The 24686-nt window shown below is 71.0% G+C and carries 18 protein-coding genes; 12 read left to right on the top strand and 6 right to left on the bottom strand.

Annotated features, from left to right (window positions below; all coding sequences use genetic code 11):
* The first annotated feature begins 10 nt into the window (after positions 1–10).
* The 8 genes from JJ685_RS26265 to JJ685_RS26230 all read left to right on the top strand — a co-directional run bounded on the left by JJ685_RS26265 (position 11) and on the right by JJ685_RS26230 (position 9080).
* Positions 11–1411, top strand: coding sequence for an amidase (locus tag JJ685_RS26265; RefSeq protein WP_201677339.1), 1401 nt, complete (start codon positions 11–13; stop codon positions 1409–1411).
* Positions 1412–1567: 156 nt separating this feature from the next.
* On the top strand, positions 1568–2644 hold the full coding sequence (locus JJ685_RS26260; RefSeq protein WP_201677338.1) for a Rossmann-fold NAD(P)-binding domain-containing protein: 1077 nt from the start codon (positions 1568–1570) through the stop codon (positions 2642–2644).
* 56 nt (positions 2645–2700) lie between these two features.
* Positions 2701–3480, top strand: coding sequence for a fumarylacetoacetate hydrolase family protein (locus tag JJ685_RS26255; RefSeq protein ID WP_201677337.1), 780 nt, complete (start codon positions 2701–2703; stop codon positions 3478–3480).
* A 108-nt stretch (positions 3481–3588) separates the two neighbouring features.
* Entirely contained in the window at positions 3589–4827 is a 1239-nt protein-coding gene (locus JJ685_RS26250) for an MFS transporter (protein ID WP_330901854.1), read from the top strand.
* Positions 4824–5300 carry an FKBP-type peptidyl-prolyl cis-trans isomerase gene (locus JJ685_RS26245; RefSeq protein ID WP_201677336.1) on the top strand — a complete coding sequence of 159 codons (477 nt, stop codon included), beginning with the start codon at positions 4824–4826 and terminating at the stop codon, positions 5298–5300. The genes JJ685_RS26250 and JJ685_RS26245 overlap by 4 nt, the downstream gene beginning before the upstream one ends.
* 47 nt (positions 5301–5347) lie before the next feature.
* Positions 5348–6382, top strand: a complete 1035-nt coding sequence (locus JJ685_RS26240) for a pirin family protein (protein ID WP_201677335.1) — start codon at positions 5348–5350, stop codon at positions 6380–6382.
* Positions 6383–6497: 115 nt separating this feature from the next.
* Complete coding sequence (locus JJ685_RS26235) at positions 6498–7526, top strand: Bug family tripartite tricarboxylate transporter substrate binding protein (protein ID WP_201677334.1); 1029 nt, start codon at positions 6498–6500, stop codon at positions 7524–7526.
* 141 nt (positions 7527–7667) lie between these two features.
* Positions 7668–9080: a multicopper oxidase family protein gene (locus JJ685_RS26230; RefSeq protein ID WP_201677333.1), complete on the top strand. Its 1413-nt coding sequence runs from the start codon at positions 7668–7670 to the stop codon at positions 9078–9080.
* A 114-nt stretch (positions 9081–9194) separates the two neighbouring features.
* Here JJ685_RS26230 and JJ685_RS26225 read toward each other — a convergent pair whose 3' ends face one another.
* The 6 genes from JJ685_RS26225 to tkt all read right to left on the bottom strand — a co-directional run bounded on the left by JJ685_RS26225 (position 9195) and on the right by tkt (position 21592).
* Positions 9195–11342, bottom strand: a complete 2148-nt coding sequence (locus JJ685_RS26225) for a patatin-like phospholipase domain-containing protein (RefSeq protein WP_201677332.1) — start codon at positions 11340–11342, stop codon at positions 9195–9197.
* Complete coding sequence (locus JJ685_RS26220; protein ID WP_201677331.1) at positions 11333–12745, bottom strand: hypothetical protein; 1413 nt, start codon at positions 12743–12745, stop codon at positions 11333–11335. The genes JJ685_RS26225 and JJ685_RS26220 overlap by 10 nt, the downstream gene beginning before the upstream one ends.
* A 5-nt stretch (positions 12746–12750) precedes the next feature.
* On the bottom strand, positions 12751–14646 hold the full coding sequence (locus tag JJ685_RS26215) for a cytochrome P450 family protein (protein WP_201677330.1): 1896 nt from the start codon (positions 14644–14646) through the stop codon (positions 12751–12753).
* 2 nt (positions 14647–14648) lie between these two features.
* Positions 14649–18263, bottom strand: coding sequence for an ATP-binding protein (locus tag JJ685_RS26210; protein ID WP_201677329.1), 3615 nt, complete (start codon positions 18261–18263; stop codon positions 14649–14651).
* Positions 18264–18489: 226 nt separating this feature from the next.
* The gene (gene gap, locus JJ685_RS26205; protein ID WP_201677328.1) at positions 18490–19488 is read right to left on the bottom strand and encodes a type I glyceraldehyde-3-phosphate dehydrogenase; all 999 of its coding nucleotides are present in this window, start codon (positions 19486–19488) and stop codon (positions 18490–18492) included.
* Positions 19489–19552: 64 nt separating this feature from the next.
* Positions 19553–21592: a transketolase gene (gene tkt, locus JJ685_RS26200; RefSeq protein ID WP_201677327.1), complete on the bottom strand. Its 2040-nt coding sequence runs from the start codon at positions 21590–21592 to the stop codon at positions 19553–19555.
* A 107-nt stretch (positions 21593–21699) separates the two neighbouring features.
* On the opposite strand from tkt, the gene JJ685_RS26195 reads away from it, so the two are divergent.
* The 4 genes from JJ685_RS26195 (at position 21700) to JJ685_RS26180 (ending at position 24616) form a co-directional block, all read left to right on the top strand.
* Positions 21700–22077 carry an S-adenosylmethionine decarboxylase family protein gene (locus tag JJ685_RS26195; RefSeq protein ID WP_201677326.1) on the top strand — a complete coding sequence of 126 codons (378 nt, stop codon included), beginning with the start codon at positions 21700–21702 and terminating at the stop codon, positions 22075–22077.
* A 112-nt stretch (positions 22078–22189) separates the two neighbouring features.
* Positions 22190–22885: an N-acetylmuramate alpha-1-phosphate uridylyltransferase MurU gene (gene murU, locus JJ685_RS26190; protein WP_201677461.1), complete on the top strand. Its 696-nt coding sequence runs from the start codon at positions 22190–22192 to the stop codon at positions 22883–22885.
* Positions 22882–24279, top strand: coding sequence for an aminopeptidase P N-terminal domain-containing protein (locus tag JJ685_RS26185; RefSeq protein WP_201677325.1), 1398 nt, complete (start codon positions 22882–22884; stop codon positions 24277–24279). Before murU ends, JJ685_RS26185 begins: the two co-directional genes overlap by 4 nt.
* Positions 24280–24367: 88 nt before the next feature.
* Positions 24368–24616 carry a DUF2061 domain-containing protein gene (locus JJ685_RS26180; RefSeq protein ID WP_201677324.1) on the top strand — a complete coding sequence of 83 codons (249 nt, stop codon included), beginning with the start codon at positions 24368–24370 and terminating at the stop codon, positions 24614–24616.
* Positions 24617–24686: the final 70 nt, after the last annotated feature.

Raw genomic sequence — 24686 nt, 5'->3', positions numbered from 1 at the left:
CATGGCGAGCGTGAAGGAACCGTGGCGGCTGTCCGCCACCGAACTGCAGCGCGGCTACCGCGAGGGCAGCCTGACGCCGCTGGAGGCGGCGCGGGCCTGCCTCGCGCGGCTCGAGGTGGTCAACCCGAAGATCAACGCGGTGGTGGCGCGCCGCGACGGCCCCTTCATGGAGGAGGCCGAGGCGGCGACCGAGCGCTTCGCGCGCGGCACGCCGCTGTCGCCGCTGGATGGCATTCCGCTGTCCGTGAAGGACAGCCTCTACACCCGCGACCTGCCCACTACCTGGGGCTGCCCCGCGCTGCGCGACCACGCGACGGGCCAGGACGAATTCGCGGTGGCGCGGGCGCGGGCGGCCGGCGCGCTGGTCATCGGCAAGACCAACGTCCCCGAGTTCGCGCTGGAGGGCTATACCGGCAACCCCATCTTCGGCGTCACGCGCAACCCCTGGAATCCCGCGCTCACGCCCGGCGGTTCGAGCGGCGGCGCGGTGGCCTCGGTCGCCGCCGGCATCACGCCGCTGGCCATCGGGCAGGACGGCGGCGGCTCGATCCGCCGGCCGGCCTCGCACACCGGACTGGTGGGACTCAAGCCGACGCTGTCGGCGGTGCCCCGCGAGCACGTGCTGCCCAGCCTGCTGCTCGATTTCGAGGTGATCGGTCCGCTCGCGCGCACGGTCGCCGATGCGCGCCTGCTGTTCGAGGTGATGCGCGGGCCGGCCGCGGTGGACCGGTCCTCGCTGGCGGCTGCGCACGCCGCGGCGCGCCAGCGGCCCGGGCGGGCGCTGCGCATCCTCTACGTGGAGCGCTTCGGTGCCGCTCCGCTCGACCCGCAGATCGCGACGAGCGTGCGGCAGGCGGTGCAGCGCCTGGCCGCCCTCGGCCATGAAGTCCGCGAAGGGCCGCTGCCGCTGGACCTGGACTTCTACGCGCAGGCCTGGCCGCAGATCGGCCAGGCGGGCCTCGCCCAGCTGTTCGACCGCCACCCGGACTGGGCGCGCTACGCCTCGCCCAAATATCTCGCGATGGCGGACCAGGGGCGCGGCATTCCGGCCGCGCGCCTGTGGCAGATCCTGGAGGAAGTGAAGCGCCTGCGCCGCGACAGCGTGGCTCTGTTCGAGGCCACCGACGTGATCGTGCTGCCCGCCGCCGCGGCCCTGCCGTGGCAGGCGGAGGAGGCCTTCCCGACCCGGATCGACGGCCAGGAGGTCGGTCCACGCGGCCACGCCGTCTACACGGGATGGGTCAATGCCGCAGGCCTTCCGGGGCTGGCGCTGCCCTGCGAGCCCTCGAGCGAGGGCCTGCCGATCGGCCTGCAGCTGATCGGCCCCTACGGCGCCGATGACCTGCTGCTCGATCTGGGCGAGGCGTACGAAGCGACGTGGCCCTGGGCGGAGCGCTGGCCCTCCCTGTGATCGCACCGCTGCGGCCGGCATCGATTGCTGCGCCGCAGCGAGTCCATCCCTTTCAGGCAAAAGCCTTTCGACTTGGCATGCACTGATCAGGGGCGTACGCTTCCATATGTCGGGCTCACGTCCCGCATCGTGAAACGAAAGAGAAGGAGACAAACGATGACCACTCCCCGCAAGATCCTGGTCCTGGGCGCGTCCTATGGCTCGCTGCTGGCCTCGAAACTGCTGTTCGCCGGGCACGAGGTCAAGCTGGTGTGCCTGCCGGCCGAAGCCGACCTGATCAACACCGAGGGCTTCCGCGTGCGCATGCCGGTGCGCGGGCGCAGCGAGCCGGTCGTGATCGATTCGCGCCAGCTGCCCGGCAAGGTGTCGGCCGCCGGCACGTCCGAGGTGAACCCCTCCGACTACGACCTGGTGGGCCTCGCGATGCAGGAACCGCAGTACCGCTCGCCCGGCGTGCGGGAGTTGCTGGCCGCCGTGGCACGCTCGCGCGTGCCCTGCATGTCGATCATGAACATGCCGCCGCTGCCCTACCTGAAGCGCATCCCCGGCCTGGATGCGAATGCGCTGAAATCGGCCTACACGGACGCAAGCGTCTGGGACGAATTCGATCCCCGCACGCTCACCCTGTGCAGCCCCGACCCGCAGGCGATCCGCCCGCCGGAAGAGAAGGTCAACGTGCTGCAGGTCACGCTGCCCACCAACTTCAAGGCGGCGCGCTTCGACGAGCCGGCGCACACGCAGATCCTGCGCGACCTGGAACGCGACATCGACGCGGTGCGTTTCCCGGCGCCGGAAGGTCCGATCGAGCTGCCGGTGAAGCTGCGCGTGTCCGAATCGATCTTCGTGCCGCTGGCCAAGTGGTCCATGCTGCTGGCCGGCAACTACCGCTGCATCACCCGCGACGGCATGCGCACGGCGCAGGAGGCGGTGCACACCGACATCGAGGAGTCGCGCTCGGTCTACAACTTCGTGTACGACCTCTGCCTGCGCCTGGGCGCCCGGGACGATGACCTGGTGCCCTTCGAGAAATACGCGGCCGCCGCGCAGAGCCTGGCGCGCCCGGCCTCGGCCGCCCGCGCGCTGCAGAACGGCGCGCCCAACATCGAGCGCGCCGACAAGCTGGTGCAGCTGGTCGCGCGCCAGCTCGGCCTGCGCCATCCCGTGATCGACCGCATCGTCGACCTGGTCGACACGCGCCTGCACGCCAACCGCGAAGCCCTGGCGAAGAAGTGAGCGGCAGGGCCGCGCGTGCGACACTCGCGCGGTCCTTTTTCCGTGGAGATGCCCGAATGACCGAACCCGCTGCCGGCGGCGTGGAGACCGTCGCCCGTGCCCTGCTGGAGGCCTGGCGCGAGGAGCGCCCGGTCGATGCCGCGCGGCTCGCAGACCAGCTGAAGAACGCCGAGGACGGCTACGCCGTGCAGGAGAGCGTGGCGCGCGCGAGCAACTGGTTCGACCGCGCGGTGCCGCAGCACTGGAAGTCCGGCGGGCCCACGCGCGAGGCCGTGCTCACGCATGCGGCGCTGCCGCCCCGGCGCGTCTGGACGAGCCCCGCCGATGGCAGCGGCAGCCACTTCAACATGCGGCTGATCGAAGCCGAAGTCGCGTTGCGCCTGGCGCGCGACGTGGCGCCGGCGCAGGCCGCGGCGCTCTCGCACGAGGAGGCCGGCTCGCTGGTCGATGCCATGTGCGTGTCGATCGAGATCGTGGACTCGCGCTGGCGGGAGGCGCGCACCGCGCCGGCGCTGCTGAAGCTCGCGGACCTGCAGTCGCACGGCGCGCTGGTGCTGGGCGAGTGGAAGCCGTATGCGGCGCGCGACTGGAGCCGGCAGGGCTGCGTGGTGCGCATCGGCGGCGCGGAGCCGCGCAGCTTCCAGGGCACGCATTCGCTCGGGGATCCGGCCTGGCTGCTGCCGACGTGGTTGCGGCACGTGACACGCCAGGGCGCGACGGTTCCCAAGGGCACGGTCGTGACCACGGGCACGTGGTGCGGCATGCTGGAGGCGCAGCGCGGCGACAAGGTCCGCGCCGAGTTCGAGGGCATCGGCGCCGCGGAAGTGCAGCTCTGAACGGCGTCGCTCCGCTCTCTCCCGCCGTCATCCCCGCGCCTGCCTGAGGGCATCCCCGCGCAGGCGGGGATGGCGGCGAGCCCCGGGAATGACGGATAGAGTCCACGGGTGACTTCCTCCTCCCGCTCCCCCTGGCTCATGCTCCTGGTGCTGATCTCCGGCTTCGCCATGAGCCAGGCCTTCCGCACCGCCGCGGGCATCATGGCGCCGCCCCTGCAGCACGAGTTCAGCATCACGCCGCAGCAGCTCGGGTTGTTCGCCGCCGCCTTTCACTTCTCCTTCGCCTCCCTGCAGCTGTTCATGGGCATGGGCATCGACGTCTACGGCCCCAAGCGCACGGTCGCCAGCGTGCTGCCGCTCACCGTGGCCGGCGCGCTGATCACGGCCTCCGCCCACAGCTACCCGGCGCTGATCCTGGGCCAGGTCCTCACCGGCGTCGGCTGCGCGCCCGCCTTCCTGGTCTGCACCGTGTTCATCGCCCGCAACTTCGAAGTTCGGCGCTTCGCGGCCGTGAACGGCGCGGCGCTCGGCATCGGCTCGGTCGGCCTCCTCATGACGGGCACGCCGCTCGCCTGGGTGATCGAGCACGTCTCCTGGCGCGCCGGCTACGTCGCGATGGCGGTCCTGTCCGCCTGCGCCTGGCTCGCCATCGTGCTGCTGGTGCGCGAGGACCGGCCCGCGCACCACCAGCCGCTGCAGGTGCTGCCGGCGCTGCGCGGCTACGGCGAACTGTTCCGGCTGCCGCACACGCTCGGCATCATCGGGCTGGCGCTTTTCAGCTATGCCGCCTTCATGTCGCTGCGCGGGCTCTGGCTCACGCCCCTGCTGATCGAGCGCCACGGCTTCACGCTGGTCGAGACCGGCAACGTGGCGATCGGCATCTCCGTGCTGGGCATGATCGGGGCGCCCCTGTTCGGCCGGCTCGACCCGGGCGAGCGGCGCCGCCGGCGCTGGATCCTGGCCTGCGCCCTGCTGACCGCGCTGCTGTTCTTCGGCATTGCGCTGCGCCCCGGCGCGCCGGCCGAAGTGGCGCTGGCGCTCGTGATCAGCATGCTGTCGGGCTTCGGCACCCTCCAGTACGCCGACGTGCGCTCCGCGTATCCCTCGCGCATGACGGGCCGCGCGATGGCCGTGTTCACCATGGCGATGTTCCTCGGCGTGGCGATCATGCAGTGGCTCACGGGCGGCGTCGCCTCCGCCGCGGCGGCCCTGCACTTGGAGCGCTACGCCGCCGTCATGGCCGCCATCGGCGCCTTCCTGGTCGGGGGGGCGCTGCTGTTCCGCTGGCTGCCCGCCCCTGGCGGCGCCAGCGCGGAAACGGGCGAGCCGTCACAATCGGCGCCATGAAAATCGCCAAAGACACGGTCGTCACGCTCAAGTACAAGGTCTCCGAACCCAGCGGAAAGCTCATCGAGGAAAGCAGGGAGCCCATGGTCTACCTGCACGGGGGCTACGACAACACGCTGCCCAGGATCGAGGCGGCGCTCGAAGGTCGCGAAGCCGGATACGAGTGCACTCTCGACCTGCAGCCCTCGGACGCCTTCGGCCAGCGCGACGAATCGCTGGTGCGCGTGATCCCCAAGAGCGAATTCCCCCCCGGCGTGAAGGTGGGCGGGCAGCTCGAAGGCCGCACCGACGACGGCCAGCCGCACGTCTTCCACGTCATGAAGATCAAGGGCCCGGAAGTCCATCTCGACGGCAACCATCCGCTGGCGGGCAGGGCGCTGCGCTTCGTGCTGAAGGTCACCGGCGTGCGCGCCGCCAACGCCGAAGAGATCGCGCACGGGCACGTGCATGGAGAGCACGGGCACCATCACTGAAAACCGCCGTTGCATTGATGTCCGGGCAGTCAACCCCATCTCGAGACATGAGCACACCTGCCTCCCCCATCCTCGCTGTCCGCCCCCTCGGCTTCCCCTGGGAAACCGCCGATCCCTTCCTGTTCTGCGCCTATCACGACGACGCCTATCCGCGCGGCAACGGGAAGATGGGGCCCGCCGGCTCGCTGGCGGGTCGCGACATCGGCCAGGACTTCAGCCGCAAGGACGGCTGGAGCATGTACCACGGCGACACCGTGCCGGGCTTCCCGGCGCACCCGCACCGCGGCTTCGAGGCGGTGACCATCGTGCGCCGCGGCCTGATCGACCACAGCGACTCGCTGGGCGCCGTCGCGCGCTTCGGCGGCGGCGACGTGCAGTGGGTGACCGCCGGCCGCGGCATCGTGCACTCGGAGATGTTCCCGCTGCTCAAGACCGGGGAGGACAACCCGCTGGAGCTGTTCCAGGTCTGGCTGAACCTGCCCCAGCGAAGCAAGATGGCGGAGCCGCACTTCACCATGCTGTGGAACGAGCAGGTGCCGCGCCGCGTGCTGCGCGATGGCGAGGGTCGCCGCACGGAGGTCGCGGTGATCGCGGGCCGCTTCGGCGACATGGCGCCGCTGGCCCCGCCGCCGGATTCGTGGGCGGCCGACCCGCGTTCGAACGTGGCGATCTGGACCATCGCCATGGAACCGGGCGCGGCCTGGACGCTGCCGGCCGCCGAGGACGGCGGCACCCGCCGCACGCTCTACTTCTTCAAGGGCGACGAGGCGATGGTCGCCGGCCAGCTGGTGGAAGGCCCCGTTGCGATCTCGCTACAGGCCGATGCCGAAGTGCCGATCACGACCGGCGACACCGGCGCCGAATTCCTGCTGCTGCAAGGCCGCCCGATCGGCGAGCCGGTGGCCCAGTACGGCCCCTTCGTGATGAACACGCAGCAGGAGATCATGCAGGCGATGCAGGACTACCGCCGCACCCAGTTCGGCGGCTGGAAGTTCGGCGCCAGCGGGCCCGTGCACGGCGCCGAGCCGGAGCGCTTCGCACGTTATCCGGACGGCCGCGAGGAGCGTCCGGGGGGGTACTAGGAGCACTCCTAAGCCGTTGACCCGAGGCGGCGCTAGGCCCTTGACCTATTGGGTTACTTCCATCGCGACTGTTAGCTTTTGTCTCGCTCTTCAGGAGCGAGAGGGAGTCAGCAAAATGGAAGCAGTGTTCGGTCTGGCGCGCCTGGCGCGCGCCCTCGTGCTGGTGGCGGCAGGCACCAGCGCCTTCGCCCAGCAGGGTACCCCCGCCCCCGTGCGCAAGGAGGCCGCGCCGCCGGCCGTCGCCGCGTGGCCGACCAAACCCGTGAAGCTCGTGATCGGCTTCCCGCCCGGGTCGGTGCAGGACCTTTCGGCCCGCGCGCTCTCCGAGCCCCTGGCCAAGGCGCTCGGCCAGCCGGTGATCGTCGAGAACAAGGCGGGCGCCTCCGGCACCATCGCCGGCGCGTTCGTGGCCAAGGCCACGGACCTGCACACCTTCGGCGTGATGAACAACAGCCAGCTGACCATCGCCAAATTGCTCAATCCGGCGATCCAGTACGACCCGGCCCGCGACCTGACGCCGGTGGCCCTGATCGGCACCACCCCCATGGTGCTGGTCGTCGGCGCCGCCGCGCCCGGCAAGACCCCGCTCGACTGGCTCGGGTGGCTGCGCGGCCAGGGTGACAAGGCCAGCTACGGCTCGCCGGGCAACGGCACGCCGGGCCACCTGGGCATGGAACTGATCAAGAGCCGCAGCGGCCTCGACACGATGCACGTGCCCTTCCAGGGCAACCCGCAGATCATCACGGCCCTGCTCGGCGGCCACCTGCAGGCGGCGCTGCTGCCCCCGGGGCTCGCGATGCAGCAGGTCGCGGCCGGCAAACTCAAGGCGGTCGCGGTGACCTCGGAGCGGCGCAGCGTGCTGGCGCCGGACCTGCCCACCATGCGCGAAGTCGGCGTGATGGGCGCCGACGTGGAACTGTGGACGGCGCTCGCCGGCCCGGCCTCGCTGCCGCCCCACGTCCGCGACAAGCTGGCCAGCACGGTGATCGAGGTGGTGAAGGCGGACGAAACCCGCCAGCGCCTGCTGACGGCGGGCTGGCAGGCCGCGCCTTCCACGGGCGAGGGCCTGCGTGTGCGCATGAAGAACGACACCAAGACCTTCGGCGGCATCATCATGATGCGCAACATCCGGGCCGATCTCTAGGGCCTGCGCGGGCAACCTTCCGGCCGGCGGATTCCGCCGGCGGCCCCCGAGGGTCATTGCGACTTGAGCTGGCGCAAACGGAATGCTACGTTGCTCCGTAGACTGCCTGCCAGCATGGGGCCGTGCCCCCGGGAGTGACTCGTGAGCCTGAACCGTCGCCGATTCCTGCAATCCGCCGCCGCGGTCGCCGCCGTTCCGGGGCTGCCTTCCCCCGACGCGCTGGCCGCGACCGCGCCCTTCGAGCTGATCGCCGGCGTGTTCAAGCAGCAGGTGCGCGAGACCGGGGCGGCCAGCGGCGTGTGGGGCTACAACCTGCAGGTCCCGGGTCCGGTGCTGCGCTTCAAGCAGGGCGAGGAAGCCACCTTCCTGCTGCGCAACCGGCTGCCCCAGGCCACCACCATCCACTGGCACGGCATCCGGGTCCCCAATGAAATGGACGGCGTGCCGAACGTGACGCAGGTCGCGATCGCGCCCGACACCGACTTCACCTACAAGTACCGCCTGCCGGACAGCGGCACCTATTGGTACCACCCCCACCAGTCCAGCTTCGAGCAGGTGCCGCGCGGCCTCTACGGCGCGCTGATCGTGGAGGAGGCCCGGCCGGTGCCGGTGGACCGCGAGGTGCTCTGGGTGCTGAGCGACTTCAAGCTCGGTCCGGAGAACCAGCAGGTCGAGGACTTCGGCCGGGTGACGGACTTCGGCAGCGGCGGCCGCCTGGGCAACGTCATCGCCATCAACGGCAAGGCCGCCGGCGCCCAGCAGCGCCTGGAGCTGCGCCCGAACGAGCGGGTGCGGCTGCGCCTGATCAACGCGTCCTCGGCGCGCATCCTGGCGCTCGATTTCACCGGCCACCAGCCCTGGGTCCTCTCGCTCGATGGCCAGGGCGTGCCGCCGCGGCCCCTGAAGGGACAGTTGATCCTCGGCGGCGGCCAGCGCACCGACCTCATCCTGGATGGCAGCGCGGGCAGTGGCCAGTTCGAAGTGTGGGATCGGCGCGACAAGGGCGCGCGCATCGCCACCATCGCGTATGCCGGCAGTCCGGTGCGCGCCAAGGTCCTGGGCGCGCCGCCGGCGATCCCGCCGAACCGCCTCACCACGCCCAACCTGCAGCGCGCCTCGCGCCACTACCTCGCCTTCGAAGGCGGCGTGCTGGGCATGCCGGCGATCGGCATGGTGGACGGCAAGCCGCAGGACGTGAAGAGCATCATGGAACAGCACGGGCTGTCGTGGACCATGAACTACACGGCGCAGCACGAACACGCGCTGATGCACGAGCCGCTGTTCCGCTTCCGCAAGGGCGAGCACGTCGTGATCCGCATGATCAACCGCACGGACTTCGAGCATCCGATGCACATGCACGGCCACTTCTTCCAGGTGGTGGCGATCAACAACAAGCCGGTCAAGGAGCGCGTGTGGCGCGACACCGTGGTGATGGCGCCGCGGCAGGACATGGACATCGCGCTGGTGGCCGACAACGTGGGCGAGTGGATGTTCCACTGCCACATCCTGGACCACGCCGCCGGCGGCATGATGGGGACGGTGCTGGTCGAGTGAGCGCCGCACGGCCGCCCGAAGGCGCTCGCCCCCTCCGCTGGCGGAGGGGGGAGGCGGAGCACGCAGTGCGGAGCCTGGGGGAGGTTACCCGGTGAACCGGCGCCCGCGCCGCGCTCAGATGCGCGAGCGCAGGTGGCTGCGGGTGGAAGGCATGGGATCGTAGGGCCCGAACGAGGGCGCGGCGGCCACGAGCAGCTGCGAAAGCTCCGCGAGCCGTTCCACGACCTCCTGCAGGGCGGCCACCTGGTCGGGGGCGAGCGCCCCGCCCCAGGGGTCTTCCGGTCGGTGCGGCTTGGCCCGCAGGGGCCTGACCTTGCTCGCATCCGCGAGGATGCTGGCGAGCGGCTCCGTGAAGCCCGCCGCCTCCACGGCCTCCGCGTAGGCGCGCAGGTGTTCGGTGAGGGCACCCAGTTCGTTCATCGCGCGGATGTAGAGGTGCTCCCGCCAGGCGGGCCGCGGCACGCCCGTGTCGGAGACGAAGCGCCGCACCAGCAGGCGTCCGCCCTGGGTGCCGTATTCGTGCGCCATCCGCAGGATGCTGGTCCCCGGCATGGCGATGTTCAGCTGTCCCTCGCCCTTGCGCAGCCCCATGCGAAGCACGCGGTTGCGCACATGGGGCAGGCGGGCGATCAGGTTGTCGTTCCACTCCAGCGCGCTGCTCACCAGGCCGGTCAGCAGGCCCAGCAGCCCGAAGAGCGGGGATCGCGGTCCATCCGCGCCCGGGACGGCGCGCAGCCAGTTGTCCGCAAGCCCGTCCATGTGGAACTTCGGCAGCCAGACGGACTTCTCCTTGATCGAGATCCTGCGGCTCAGCATCAGCCCGAAGGTCGGCCAGCGGGGATGGGCCGAATCGAACAGGTGGATGGGGAAGTTGGTGCACAGGCCGCCATCGGTCAGCTGGCACTGGCGCAGCTCGCGGGGCTTTCTCGAGTAATCGATGGCATAGACCGGGATGAAGCTGAAAAGGAAGGGAAAGGAGAGGCTCAGTCGCGCGGCGATGGCGATCGGCAGGTCCGCGCACGGCACTTCGAGGAAGCCCCGGGTGAGGTCGCCGGCCGGAGGATCGCTGTCGCTCGCCGGGGCGTAGGGCCGGGCGACCGCGCAGACGGCATCGAGCAAGCGGGCCGGCAGGCAGGGCTCCCATTCCTCGCGGCGGAAGAACAGCCTCGCATTCTGGTCGCGCAACGGCCAGAGCACCGGCCGCCCGAGCGTGATGTTGGTGCTGAACATCTCCAGGCTGATGGATTCCGGGCACCCGGTGGTCGGCAGGCCGGCACGCGGCGCAGACCAGAGATCGCGGAAGGTCAGGGGCGGGTCGTCGTGCTCGCGGCCGGCCGACAGCTGGATGCCCTTGTGCAGCCATTCGACGATGGCGAGCTCGCGCAGGGGCGCACCCGGCCACTCGGGCTGCGCCTTGCCGGAGCAGAGGCCGTAGCCGTTCTCCTTCAACGCCCGCAGTTCCGGCCAGAGCCGGCACAGTCCCAGCACCGCCACCACCAGCACCCAGCCCAGTGCGCCCAGCAGCGGAAGAACGCCGGCGGGAGACCACGCAGGCCCGACGTGGAACCAGAGATGCACGCACAGGAACACGGCAGCGAGCCCATGCGCCGCCGCCAGCAGGATGAAGAGGTGGCGCAGGAGGTCGCCGCGATCGGAATGGCCCCATCGGTGCGCCACCCGTTCCGAGGCGACCAGGTAGACCGTGGGCACCAGCAGCACCAGGGCCCAGGTGAAGGGGGAACTCGTGAGCGCCAGGGCCGGCAGCAGCAGCACCAGCACCCCGGCCAGCCACCAGCCGCCCAGCCCGTACTCGCCGGCGATGTCGCGCAGCGTCAGCAACCAGGCCGACGGCGGGTTCCTCTCGGAGTTCAGGTGGCGCACGCCGATCAGGAAGCACTCGAACAGGCGGCGCAGCGCGGGCGGTGGCTGGAACAGCCGCAGCATCTGCGTGCGTCCTTGCGCGTCCTCCTCGGCGAGGTCGCCCGGCGTGCGGCGCAGGACCTCGAAGGCATCGGGGTTCGAGCAGCAACGGCCGTACTCCGCGGCCGCCGCGAGCGCCGCCGCCATGGCGCCCACCGAATTGCCACCGATGCGGCGGAAGCGGTAGCGCCGCGCGAGCTCCACCACCGCCCAGGGATAGACCACGCCGCTCGCCACCCCGCCGTTGAGGATCAGGTCGCAGAAGCGGTCGTCGGGTGGAATCTCGCGCACGGGGTCGGGCGTGGGTGGCCCCGGTTGCGGGCTGCTTGGCCTCACAGCCACGGTCCGCCCTTGTCCTTGTCCGGATAGTCGTCCCGCAGGATGCAGTCGAGCGCCGGGCCCGACGGGCACCACATGTAGGCGGTTCCGAGGGTCCGGGTCCACGCCCGGAACCCCCTGAGCTGCAATGAGGGTCGGCCCGGCACGGGCACGAGGGCTGCGGCCTCGGCGTCGCCATTGCGGCCGGCAAAGACATCGCTCGCCATCTCCGCGCCCTCGGCGCCGGCCTCCCCGGGCGGGGCCCCCTGCGCCCATTCGCCCACCAGCAACTCGAACTGGTCCTCGAGGCTGGCGCAGAAGAACAGGCCCAGGAGGCCGCGTTCCTGCTGGTCCTGGGCGCCCTCCCAGTTGGGAGTGCCGTAAGGCATGCCCCGCCGCAGCACGGGCCGCTGCCGCCTTCCGGAGCCGGGATGGCCCCGTGCGTCCATGCGCCGCACGTGGGAAGACCAGGGGCAGCCGAAGCCTTCCCTGTCGCGAGCGAAGTCCAATTCGAAGTCGTCCGGCTCGGGCTTCAGGCGGCCCGGCAGCACCTTCTCGCCACTCGGCCACCGCCCACCGAGCTTCGCCCGGATCCAGTCCTCTCCGACCTCCTCGTCCAGTTGCGCGCGGGCCTCGGCCGCCCATCGGGTCACCGCCTCCTGGAAGCCCGCCACATCCTGGCGGATGGGGCGCAGCACGCCGAAGCTGCTGCTGCGGAAGAACTCGCGCACCTTCGCGGGCGCCATGCCCAAGGCGAACAGGTTGCCGTTGTCGTCGTCGGGGTGCCCGAGCAGGAACTCGCCGGCGGCATGCGGAATGTGCTCCATCCTGGAGTTCTTCTCCGCAGGCCGCCGGGCCGGGTCGATGCCCTGGATGCAGTGGTTGACGAGACCGTCGCGGAAGCGGAAATGGACCCATTGGCCCGCGCCGCCGGAGGGCGCGCCCAGGCGCTTGCCGGTGAACGTCTCGACGAGCTGGAGCGGAGCCCTGTTTCCGCGGCAGGGCGCCAGGACATCGTTCACTTCTTCCACGGCGTCGACGCTTCCGTGTACGGTCAACAGCACATGCGCATCGTCCAGGCCGAAGCCCTGGACCCAGTTCGCGGGTGCGCTGGCCCCGGTATCGCCCAGGCGCCCGGCCCGCAGGGGCGCGCCCTGCTTGAACCCGGGGGCCAGGCGGGAGTAGACGCGCAGGTAGGCGTCCGGCATGTCGAGCGCCTCCAGCCCCCGGTAGGTGAAGCCGATCGTGCAGTGCAGGCCCTGGTCGCCGGTCTCGTTGCCGTACGTGACCGGCAAAGCCAGCAGCAGCCGCTTCAGGTCCTCGCGCGCGGCGCCTCCTTCGCCCGGCGTGACCCGGTACACGAGGTGCAGGACCGCCTTCTCGTACACCGGCCGCAGCAGCAGGGCCTGGACGTCTTTCGGCTCCATCGGGCCTACCCCCTCCCGCCCGTGATCCGCGGCACCTTCTGGTCCGGGTAGGCGGAATAGAAGTAGCCTCCCAGCGGCCCACGGTTGTAGCGGCGGATCGTCTCCACGAACTCGTGCGGATGCTCCGCCACCGGCATCGGGGGGCCGCCCTCGATGTGGGCGAACAGCTGGTCGAACAGGTCGCCCGCGCGCAGCGCGAAGTGCTGGATGTAGGTGTCGAAGTCGCCGTCGTACACGGTGCGCAGCGCCAGCAGCGAGTCCTCCTGCATGAACTCGAACCAGGCCACGTGCACCATCCTCGAGTCGTCCAGCGCCCACTGGATGCGGGGCGCGCCGGTACGGATCACCGCGCGCAGGTACTCCGCGTGCACGGCGACCGGCGACTTGACGGGCATGACGACGATCAGGGGCTGCTGCACGCGCAGCTTCTCGCGCCGGTGGCGCAGCCCGTAGCGCAGGCAGCCGAAGCCCCAGAGCCGCACGGGATCGAGCACCTCGCCGGTGACGCTGTCCAGGAGCTCTTCGAGATCGGGCAGCGCCACGACGCGCCGGGTCAGCACCTCGAGCAAGGGCTGGACGAAGTCGCGGCCCAGGCAGGAATGACGGAACTTCTCCTTGCTGCCTCCCCAGGGGCAGTCGGGGTGGCCGCTTCCCGGCAGGACGAGGATGCAGTCCGTGGGGGCTTCGATCGGGACCTCGCCGATCCCCTTCAGCCCCTCGCGGGTCCGCCGGGGCAGGAAGGGCACGGGCGGCCTGGCCCTCAGCCTCCGCCCCAGGTACTCGGCGACCTCGTCGCGCTGTCCTTGCGCGGCCGGCCCCGAGGCCGGCTTCTTCGCCTCCCCCCCACAGGCTGCCAGGGGCACCTCCGCGGCATCCTGCCTGAGCGGGTGGACGGCGAGGTAGTCCTTCAGCCGTTGCAGCTCGGTCGGGGCGCGCATCAGGTCCTGCACGACCTGGCAGATGCTGGTCTGCACGTTGCCGACCATGCCCACCAGCAGCCCGCCGACGACGTTGCAGAGGTCCTGCCCGCTCAGGTCCTGCGCCAGTTCAGGCAGCTGCCTCAGCGCGGGCTGGCCGAGGGAGCTCAGGCCGATCTCGGACCAGGGCTGCACCCCCGTCGGCCAATCCGCGTCCGGCCTGGGCACCCCCAGCCGGGAGGGCTGCCGGGGCACGCGCTTCAGCGTGGCGTATTCGTCGATGAGGGAGGCGGTGCGCGCGGCCAGCTGCCCCAGCGCCTGCTGTGCGGCGGGCAGCGTGCCCGGCTCGCTGACGAAGTGCCGGCCCACGATGACGTACTGCAGCGCACGGTAGCCGTGGCGGGCGGCGTTCTCCAGCGGCACGTGGTCGGCGCTCGCGTAACCGAACACCAGACCGAAGTAGCGCAGCGCGGCCTGCTCCGCGAATTCGGCCAGGTCGAACACCTCGGAGCGCAGGCTCAGGATGGCGGCCTGTTCGACCGCCCATGTCGCCGCGCGCCGGAGCTGGCCCGGTGCGAACCGGGCGAACAGGTCCTCGACGACCTTGCGCTGCACCGCGTGCCAGTCCGTGCCGCCATCCCGGGGAGGATCGAGCGCGAGCATGAAGCTCGCCCCTCCCAGCTCCGCGTACGGGATATTGAGGTAGTCGTGCGGATTGGACAACGCATCGACGACCTGCTGCGGGTCGGAGACCAGGGCCACCTTCGCCAGCCCCTGCCTGGCGGGGACCGAGCGCGGCGGCGCCGGATCGTCCTCGACCGGCGCGCGGCTGTAGATCCACTCCAGCTTGCCGCCCAGGGCCTCCAGGTACCGGGCCCGGTCCTCGTCGTCGCACCACCAGTCGAACTGCAAGCGGGTTCTCTGCTCGTTGCGCAGCGCGTCCAGCTGGGCGAGCTTGACTTCCGGGCGGTCGAACCGGCGCATCGTCAGTCCCTTTCGTGTTCTTGCTCGGCACCGCTGCCGACCCATTCCTGGTGCAGGGCCCGCGCGGTGCGCAGGTCGAGCGTGCTGCGGTGGCCCGGCACGGCCTGCATCGCGTCCCGGACGAGTGCGGCGGCGCGCGCCGCCTCCCCCCGTTCCGCCCAGGTGCGCCCGAGCGCCACCGCGCTGCGCAGGGCGAAGCCCAGGTTGCCCTGCTCGCGCGCGAGCGCCAGCGCCTGCTGCAGCAGGTCCTGCGCTGCCGCCGCGCGCGCCGCGTTCCTGCGCAGGCGCCACTGGGCGCAACCGCGCAGGCGCAGGAGTTCCGCTTCGTAGTAGCGTTCGCCGTGGCGGGTCGCGATTTCCTGCGCCAGCGTCAGCTTGTCGAGCGCGAGTTCGGGCTGGCCGAGATCCAGCCGGACTTCCGCCTGCAGCGCCAGGTAGGTGGCCGCGGTGATCCGCGCGCCGGTCTCGGTCCAGAGGCGGAAGCCTTCCTCCATGTCCTGCAGCCCGGCGCGGGTTTCGCCGAGCGCCGCGCGCAGCCGCCCGCGCATCACCTGCGCGTGCGCCAGCCACGCCTGGAAGGCCTTGGCACGGCAGCGGCGGATCGCCTCCTCGGCGTGCCTGAGCCCCTCCGCGTGCTCGCCGCAGAACATGGCGACGCTGGCGGCGAAGCCGTGCGCGATGGCGAGGCTGAAGGGATGCTCCAGCGTGTCGGCGAGGGCGAGCGCGCGCTGGATCCGGCGCCGCGCCTCGTCCGCGCTGCCTTGCTGGAACAGGCCCCAGGCGCTGTAGCACAGGAGCAGGATCGCCGGATCCTGCACGGCGCTCGGATAGTGCAGGGTGGTCTCGTAGCGCGCCAGGCACTGCTCCGCCATGTCGAGCGAGGAGACGAGGTCGCCCTGGTGGAACACCACGTTGGCCCAGGCCCAGCGCGCCTGCAGCGCCAGCCGCAGGTTGCCCTCCCAGGGCGTGTTGTTGACGGCGCTCTCCGCCAGCGCCCGGGCGCGGGGGAGGTCGCCCCGCATCGCGTAGCACGCTTCCAGGCCGAGGTCCACGCGGATGCGCATCGTGCCGGCCTCGGCTTCATTGCACAGGGCGGCGGCGCGCAGGTAGGCCGATTCGACGCTGGCCGCGCCATAGCCATCGAGCGCGATGCAGCGGGCGGCCTGCAGCAGGTGCAGCTGCAGGGCCTGCTGCTGCAGGGCGGGCGTCGCCGGCAGCTTCTGCAGCAGCGCAAGTGCGTGCTGCGACAACACCAACGCCTCGCGGTCGGCCCCCGCCGCGGCGGCGCCGCGCGCGGCCTCGGCCCAGGCGGCGACGGCGGACTCGAACTCGCCCGCCGCGGAAAGGTGGTGGGCGCGCAGGGCGCCGCCATCGTTCAGCGGGTGATGCTCCAGGATGCGCGCCACCACGCCGTGCAGGTGCTTCTGGTCGCGCTCCCACAGCGAGCGGTAGGCGGCATCGCGGATCAGCGCGTGACGGAAGCGGCAGCGGCCCCCATCCCCCGCGACGCCCACCAGCACGCCGGCATCCATCAGCCGCTGCCGGGCGCCCGGCGTGCGGGCGCTCTGGATCCAGCTGTCGGCGTCCGCCAGCACCTCCTCCCACAGGCTGACCGGGAACTCCGCGCCCAGCACCGCGGCAAGCTGGGCCATCCGGCGCGCCGGCCCGAGCCGGTCGAGGCGCGCGGCGAGAAGGCCCTGCAAGGTGGCGGGGATGCCATGCACCGCCTCCGAGGAATCGCTCTCCAGCTGGGCCACCATGCGGACCGTTTCCTCCAGGAACAGGGGGATGCCGGCGGCCCGCTCCGCGATGAAGCTGCGGACGCCGGGCGCCAGCGGCGCGGCGGCGGACAGCGCGCCGATCAGGTCCAGCGACTCGTGCAGGTCCAGCGCCTGCAGCGTCAGCGCTCCTTCGGTGTCGAAGCCGCGCACCATGCCACGCGCGTCCTCGCGCAGGCTCACGACCAGCAGCAGCGGCGTCGTCGCGGCGCGGGAGCGCAGGCGCTCGACGAACTCGATGGTGGACGGGTCCAGCCACTGCGCGTCATCGACCAGGACGCAGATCGGCGCGCGCCGCGCCACCTGCAGGCAGGCGGCGGCCAGGCGCTCCAGCAGCTCGTTGCGGTCGAAGGGTTCGTCCGGCGCGGCACCTCCCTCGCTCGCCCTCGGCGGCTGCAGCAGGGCGGCGATCTCCTGCAGCCCTGCGTGTTCCGCGGCCAGGGCCAGCGTGGCGAAGGCACTCGACTGCATCTCCTCGTAGCCGGCGATGTGCAGGACGGTGACCTGCTCGGCGCCGCGGCGCAGCTCGCGCTCGAACTCGTGCAGCAGGCGCGTCTTGCCGATGCCGGGCTCGCCCAGCAGGCAGTGGTACTGGCCGCGCCGGTTGGCACGCGCCACGAACCAGGCCTCACGCAGGGCCGACAGCTCACGCTGGCGCCCGACGAAGCGCGCCTGGCCGGCGGGGAGCCAGCGCGCGGCGTGCGGCGACGGCAGGCTGACGACGCGGTAGGCCACCTGCGGTTCGGCGAAGCCCTTGACCACCAGCTTCCCGGGCAGGAGCTCGCAGACCACGCCGGGGCCGAGCAGGGCGTGCGTCGCCGCCGACACGATGATGCCGTTGGGACTCGCCAGGTGCTGCAGGCGCGCGGCGAGGTGGATGTACTCGCTGAAGGCCAGCCCCCGCTGCACGGCTACCTGGCCGGTGGCGATGCCGATGCGGACTTCGAGCCCGATGCGGGTGACCTCCGCCGCCAGCGCCCAGCCGGCGCGCACCGCCGTGGCCGCCGAATCCTCGCGCGCGTGCTCCAGGCCGAAGTAGGCCATCAGCCCGTCGTCGCCCTGGTCCTGGTCCAGCCGGCCGTGGTGCTCCTCCACGACGATGCGTCGGCACAGCTGGTAGAAGGCGCCGTGCGCCTGGGCGTAGTTCTCGTCGCCCCAGGCCTGCAGCAGCCGGGTCGAGTCCACCAGGTCGATGTTCATGCTGGTGACCGGGCGCTTCTCGTCCTCGGGCTGCGCTGGCGCGAACCAGGCGTCACCGTAGAGGCGCCATTGGTCGCGGGACAGGCCGCAGTCCTGCGCGGCGAGCACCGCGGCCGCGGAGAACCTGGGCTCCGGGCCCCACCGGCGCAGCAGCGCGGCGCGGAAGCCCGCGGCCTGCTCCGCGGACACCGCATCCGACACCACCATGACGGCGACGCCCTGGGCACCCGCCATCGCGACGCGCCCGGCCGGGCCGGGCGGCGCGCCGTGGCACCAGAGCGGATCGGTCCGGCTGCTCGCGCCAAGGCTCCCGAGCCCCTTCTCCGCCGCACCGGGCGCTGCGTTGTCCGTCGAGCGCACGTAGCGCGCCACCTGCAGCCCCGCACGGGCGCCTTCCAGTTCCGCTTCCCAGGGCCAGTCGTCGACGGCTTCGTCGAGCTGCAGCCGCAGCGCCCCGGCGCTGCTCTGGGCAACGGCCTGGAGCACCGAAGCGGGAAGCCCCGCGTGGCTGGACGGGGGCGGCCAGGGGCAGTCCGCGTGTTCGAAGCGACCGAGGCCGTCCGTGAGGAAGCAGGTCAGGCCGGAGGGAGAGCGCGACAGGGCCAGGATCCAGCCTGCGGCCGGGGTGGGATCCTGCAAGCTCGTTTCCATGGTGCTCACGCGTTCCGGAAGACCGCGGCCTCCGCGATCTCCCGCCGGGCTGGAACGACCATTCGCATCGCTTGCTCCTTGCAACCGATCGATCACGACGGCTTGCGAGGATACGCAAAAGCCGCCGACCGGAAACCCTCCATTGGAGGGTGTCATGGCCGCGGATGCAAATAAAAAAAGGCGCCCGAGGGCGCCTTCGCGGAGCGGGGCGGGCTTACTTCGCCACCACGCGCACCATGTCCAGGCACTTGTTCGAATAGCCCCACTCGTTGTCGTACCAGGCCACGACCTTGACGAAGGTCGAGTCCAGCGCGATGCCGGCGTCGGCGTCGAAGATCGAGGTGCGCGGGTCGGTGCGGAAATCGGTCGCCACCACCTTGTCTTCCGTGTAGCCCAGGATGCCCTTGAGTGCGCCTTCGCTCTGCGCCTTCATCTCGGCGCAGATCTCCTCGTACGTGGCGGGCTTGTTCAGCTCCACCGTCAGGTCGACCACCGAGACGTCGGAGGTCGGCACGCGGAAGGACATGCCGGTCAGCTTCTTGTTCAGCTCGGGGATCACCACGCCCACCGCCTTGGCCGCGCCGGTCGAGGAGGGGATGATGTTCTCGAGGATGCCGCGGCCGCCGCGCCAGTCCTTGTTGGACGGGCCGTCGACGGTCTTCTGCGTGGCGGTGGCGGCGTGCACGGTGGTCATCAGGCCGCGCTTGATGCCCCACTTGTCGTTCAGCACCTTGGCGACGGGCGCCAGGCAGTTCGTCGTGCAGGAGGCGTTGGAGATGATCGCCTCGCCGTTGTACTTCTGGTGGTTGACGCCGAAGACGAACATGGGCGTGTCGTCCTTGGACGGGGCCGACATGATGACCTTCTTCGCGCCGGCCTGGATGTGCTTCTGCGCGCCGTCCTTGGTCAGGAAGATGCCGGTGGACTCGATCACCACCTCGGCGCCGATCTCGCCCCACTTCAGGTTGGCGGGATCCTTCTCGGCGGTCAGGCGGATCTTCTTGCCATTGACGATCAGCGTGTTGCCGTCGACGGCGACGGTGCCCTTGAAGCGGCCGTGCACGGAGTCGTACTGGAGCATGTACGCGAGGTAGTCCGGCTCGAGCAGGTCGTTGATGCCGACGATCTCGATGTCGGAGAAGTTCTGCACGGCCGAGCGCAGCACGTTGCGGCCGATGCGGCCGAAGCCATTGATGCCAACCTTGATAGCCATTCCATTCACTCCTGATGAACCAAAACCTGCTCGCCCCCGGCCCGCGGGCCGGGCTTGACCGTGACTATGCCTCGACCAGCGCGCGCTGGAGCACCGCCCGGACGGTGTCCGCGACGTTGTCAGGCGTAAAGCCGAAATGCTTGAACAGCGCCCCGGCGGGCGCGGACTCGCCGAAGGTGTCGATGCCGACCACGGCAGCGCAGCCGTACTTCCACCAGAAGTCGGTCACGCCGGCCTCGACGGCGATGCGCGGGATGCCTTCCGGCAGCACGCTGCGCTTGTACTGCGCGTCCTGGCGGTCGAAGGTGGTCGTGCTGGGCATGGAAACCACGCGCACGGCGACGCCGCCCTGCTGCAGCAGTTCCTGCGCCCGCAGCGCCAGCTGGACTTCGGAGCCGGTCGCGATGATCACCGCCTCGGCCTCGTCGCCACCCACTTCGCTCGGCTCGGCCAGCACGTAGGCGCCGCGGCTGATCTCGTCCAGCCCGGCCTTGGGCGCGTAGGGGAGGTTCTGGCGGGACAGCAGCAGCGCGGTCGGCCGGCGCTTGTTCTGCAGCGCGACCGCCCAGGCCACCGCCGTCTCGGCGGTATCGCCGGGACGCCAGACGTCCAGGTTGGGGATCAGGCGCAGGCTGGCGGCGTGCTCGATCGACTGGTGGGTCGGGCCGTCCTCGCCGAGGCCGATGGAATCGTGCGTGAACACGTGCACCACGCGGCGCTTCATCAGCGCGGCCATGCGGATGGCGTTGCGGCTGTAGTCGCTGAAGGTGAGGAAGGTGCCGCCGTAGGGGATGTAGCCGCCATGCAGCGCCACGCCGTTCATGATCGCGGCCATGCCGAACTCGCGCACGCCGTAGTTGATGTGGCGGCCGATCTTGCCGTCCGCCAGCACCACCTCGCCGGCCTGGTCGAAGCGCAGGGGCGGAGTGCTCTTCGTGTTGGTGAGGTTGGAGCCGGTCAGGTCGGCCGAGCCACCCAGCAGTTCGGGCAGGGCGGCGGTGAAGGCTTCCAGCGCGATCTGCGAGGCCTTGCGCGAGGCCACCGTCTCGGCCTTGGTGTGCGCAGCCACGACGGCGTCGACCGCCACCTGGGCGAAATTCGCCGGCAGCTCGCCCTTCATGCGGCGGGTGAATTCGGCCGCCAGTTCCGGGTGCTCCGCGGCGTAGGCCTGGAAGCGCTGCTGCCAGCCGCTTTCGAGCTCGTCGCCCTTGGCGCGCGCGTCCCACTCCTCGTACACGGCCTGCGGCAGGACGAAGGGCTCGTGCTCCCAGCCGAGGGCCGTGCGGGTCAGCGCGATCTCGTCGGCGCCGAGCGGCTCGCCGTGGGCCTTGGCGGTGTTGGCGCGGTTGGGCGAACCCTTGCCGATGTGCGTCTTGCAGACGACGATCGTCGGCTTGTCGGCGCTGTTCTTCGCGTCGGCGATGGCGCGGTCCACCGCTTCGATGTCGTGGCCGTCGACCGGGCCGACCACGTTCCAGCCGTAGGACTTGAAGCGGCCCGGCACGTCGTCGACGTACCAGGGCGTGACCTGGCCGTCGATGGAGATGCCGTTGTCGTCGTACAGCGCGACCAGCTTGTTCAGCTTCCAGGCGCCGGCCAGCGCGAAGGCCTCGTGGCTGATGCCTTCCATCAGGCAGCCGTCGCCCAGGAACACGTAGGTGTGGTGGTCGACGATGGCGTGGCCGGGGCGGTTGAATTCGGTGGCCAGCAGCTTCTCCGCCAGCGCCATGCCGACCGCGTTGGTCAGGCCCTGGCCCAGCGGGCCGGTGGTGGTCTCGACGCCCGGGGTCACGTCCACTTCGGGGTGGCCGGGGGTCTTGCTGTGCAGCTGGCGGAAGCCCTTCAGCTCGCCGACCGGCAGCTCGTAGCCGGTGAGGTGCAGCAGCGCGTAGATCAGCATCGACGCATGGCCGTTGGACAACACGAAGCGGTCGCGGTCGGCCCAGTGCGGGTTCCTGGGGTTATGCCGCAGGTGGCGGTGCCAGAGGGCGACGGCGATGTCCGCCATGCCCATGGGCGCGCCCGGGTGGCCCGAGTTCGCTTGTTGCACGGCGTCCATGGCCAACGCGCGGATCGCGTTCGCCATCAGGGAATCGTTGGCCATCGGGGGCAGCTCCGGGAAGGGGGGATTGGGGGAAACCCGGCATTTTAATGGACCGGGTCCGGGCACCCCCGCGCAGGCGTCCGCGGCGACTGTGTACAGTCGGCGGCATGAAGGGCCTGCACCTCACCGCCGACCTGTACCGCTGCCGTTGCGACCCCGCGTGGCTGACCGATGCGGTGCGGCTCGGCGCCTGGTGCCTCGCGGCGGTCGAATCCGTCGGCCTCGAGGCCGTGCAGCATCTGTTCCACACCTTTCCGGCGCCGCCCGAGGGGCCCGGCGGCGTGACCGCCACCGTGCTGCTGGCCGAATCGCACGTGTGCCTGCACACCTGGCCGCAGGACAGGTCGGTGACCTGCGACGTCTACGTGTGCAACTCCAGCGGCGACCACTCCGCCCGGGCGCGCGAGCTGATGGCCGCGCTGGTCCAGCGCTTCCAGCCGGAGTGGACCGAGCAGCGTTCGTTGGATCGCGGGGAGGATGCGTGAGTCGGAGCGCCGCACGGCCGCCCGAAGGCGCTCGCCCCCTCCGCTTGCGGAGGGGGGAGGCGAAGGCTGCGCAGCAGACGAGCCTGGGGGAGGCTTCTTGATTTCGCAGGCCATGATCCTGGCGGCCGGGCGCGGCGAGCGCATGCGGCCGCTGACCGACAGTTGCCCCAAGCCGCTGCTGCGCCTGAAGGGCAAGCCGCTGATGCAGTACCACCTGGAAGCCTTCGGCCGCGGCGGCTTCCGCGACGTGGTCGTCAACACGGCCTGGCTGGGCGAGCAGATCGAGGACCACTTCGGGCACGCGACCGCCGACGACGTGCGGATCCGGTATTCGCACGAGGGCAGGGACTTCGGCGGCGCCCTGGAAACCGCGGGCGGGATCGCGCGCGCGCTGCCGCTGCTGGCCGACGCGTTCTGGATCGTGGCGGGCGACGTCTACATGCCGGACTTCCTGTTCACGCGGGCGGCGTACGACCGCTTCGTGGCCGGCGGCAAGCTGGCGCACCTGTTCCTGGTGCCGAACCCGCCGCACAACGTGAAGGGCGACTTCGGGCTCTCGGCGGACGGCCTTGCGCTCAACCAGGCGGACGTCCGCTACACGTACTCCACGACCGCGCTGTTCCGCCAGGCGTTCTTCCGGTCGCTGCCGGCGGGCAATCCGCAGGGGCAGAAGCTCGCGCTGGCGCCGCTGCTGCGGGCCGCCATGGACCGGGGCGAGGTCAGCGCGGAGCTTTACCACGGCGCCTGGACCGACGTCGGCACCCCCGAACGCCTCGCCGCGCTGAATGACGACAGAATGACGCCATGAACACCAGCGTTCCCACCTCCGTCTACGCCCAGCGCCGCGCCCGCATGGCCCAGCAGCTGGGGGACAACGGCATCGCGATCCTCCCCACCGCGCCGGAGCGCCAGCGCAACCGCGACTCCGACTTCCTGTTCCGGCACGACAGCTACTTCTACTACCTCACCGGCTTCACCGAACCCAATGCCTGGCTGGTGGTGACCGGCGACGGCCACAGCACGCTGTTCTGCCAGCCCAAGGACCTGGAACGCGAGATCTGGGACGGTTACCGCCTCGGTCCCGACGCCGCCGTGGGCGCGCTGGGCGTCGACGCCGCCTTCCCCGTCGGCGACCTCGACCAGCAGGTGCCGAAGCTGCTGGAAAACCGCGAGGTCGTCTGGTTCCCCTTCGCCACCCACCAGGGCCTGGAGCAGCGGGTGGCCGGCTGGCTGAACCAGGTGCGGGCCCGCGTCCGCTACGGCGCGCTGTGCCCCGAGCAGCAGCGCGACCTGTGCGCCGTCCTCGACGAGATGCGCCTGGTGAAGGACGCCCACGAGCAGGACATCATGCGCCGCGCCGCCGCGATCAGCGCCCGGGCCCACGTGCGTGCCATGAAGACCAGCGCCCGCATGCTGCGGGAAGGCAGGGACCTGCGCGAGTACCACCTCGACGCCGAACTGCTGCACGAGTTCCGCATGGGCGGCTCGCAGTACCCCGCCTACGGCTCCATCGTCGCGGCCGGCGCCAACGCCTGCGTCCTGCACTACCGCGCCGACGTCGCCCCGGTGCGCGCCGGCGAGCTGGTGCTGATCGACGCCGGCTGCGAGCTCGATGGCTATGCCAGCGACATCACGCGCACCTTCCCCGCCGACGGCAGGTTCACCGGCCCGCAGCGCGCGCTGTACGACATCGTGCTGGCTTCGCAGGAGGCCGCAGCGGCCGTCACGAAGCCGGGCGCGCGCTTCACCGATCCGCACGATGCCGCGGTAAAGGTGCTCGCGCAGGGCATGCTGGACGTCGGCCTGCTGGCGAAGGACAAGGTCGGCACGCTCGACGACGTGATCGAGAAGCGCGCCTACTTCCCCTTCTACATGCACCGCACGGGCCACTGGCTGGGCATGGACGTGCACGACGCCGGCGGCTACGTGGAGCCGGGCGAGGTGGGCCAGGTGAGCGAGCGGAAGGATCCCCTGTCCGGCGAGATCATCAAGAACCGCCCCAGCCGCATCCTGCAGCCCGGCATGGTGCTCACCATCGAGCCGGGCCTGTACGTGCGGCCGGGCGAAGGCGTGCCGGAGCAGTTCCACCACATCGGCATCCGCATCGAGGATGACGCCATCGTCACGCACCAGGGCTGCGACCTGATCACGCGCGGTGTGCCGGTGAAGGCCGACGAGATCGAGGCGTTGATGCGGGACTGAGGGGGCGGGCGCCTATCGCGGCGCTAGGGACGATCAATTGGCCGCTTCGCCCCGGCCTCCCTACCATGGAGTGCAAGGAGAACACCCCATGGCCAACTTCGCCAGAGCCAACCTCGAAACGCTGAAGAAGACCGCGAGCTACTACGTGATGCACATCACGGTCGCCGCGGTGGTGGGCTACGTCGTGACCGGCAATCTCTGGATGGCGCTGACGCTCAGCCTGGTCGAGCCCACGGTGCAGGCGGTGGCGTTCTTCTTCCACGAGAAGGCGTGGGAGCGGGTCGGGAAGCGGCGCACCCTGCTCACGCAGGCCGGCCCGAGCGGCGTCCCGGCGTGAACGCCTCCTCGTGACACCGATGAACTGCTGCCTGATGAAGTCCATCCGGCCCATGCGTGCGCTTCATCAC

The organism is Ramlibacter monticola (assembly GCF_016722785.1).
Lineage (GTDB): Bacteria > Pseudomonadota > Gammaproteobacteria > Burkholderiales > Burkholderiaceae_C > Ramlibacter > Ramlibacter monticola.
Note: the sequence above shows the minus strand (reverse complement) of the source record. Positions and strands in the feature narration are given on the sequence as shown.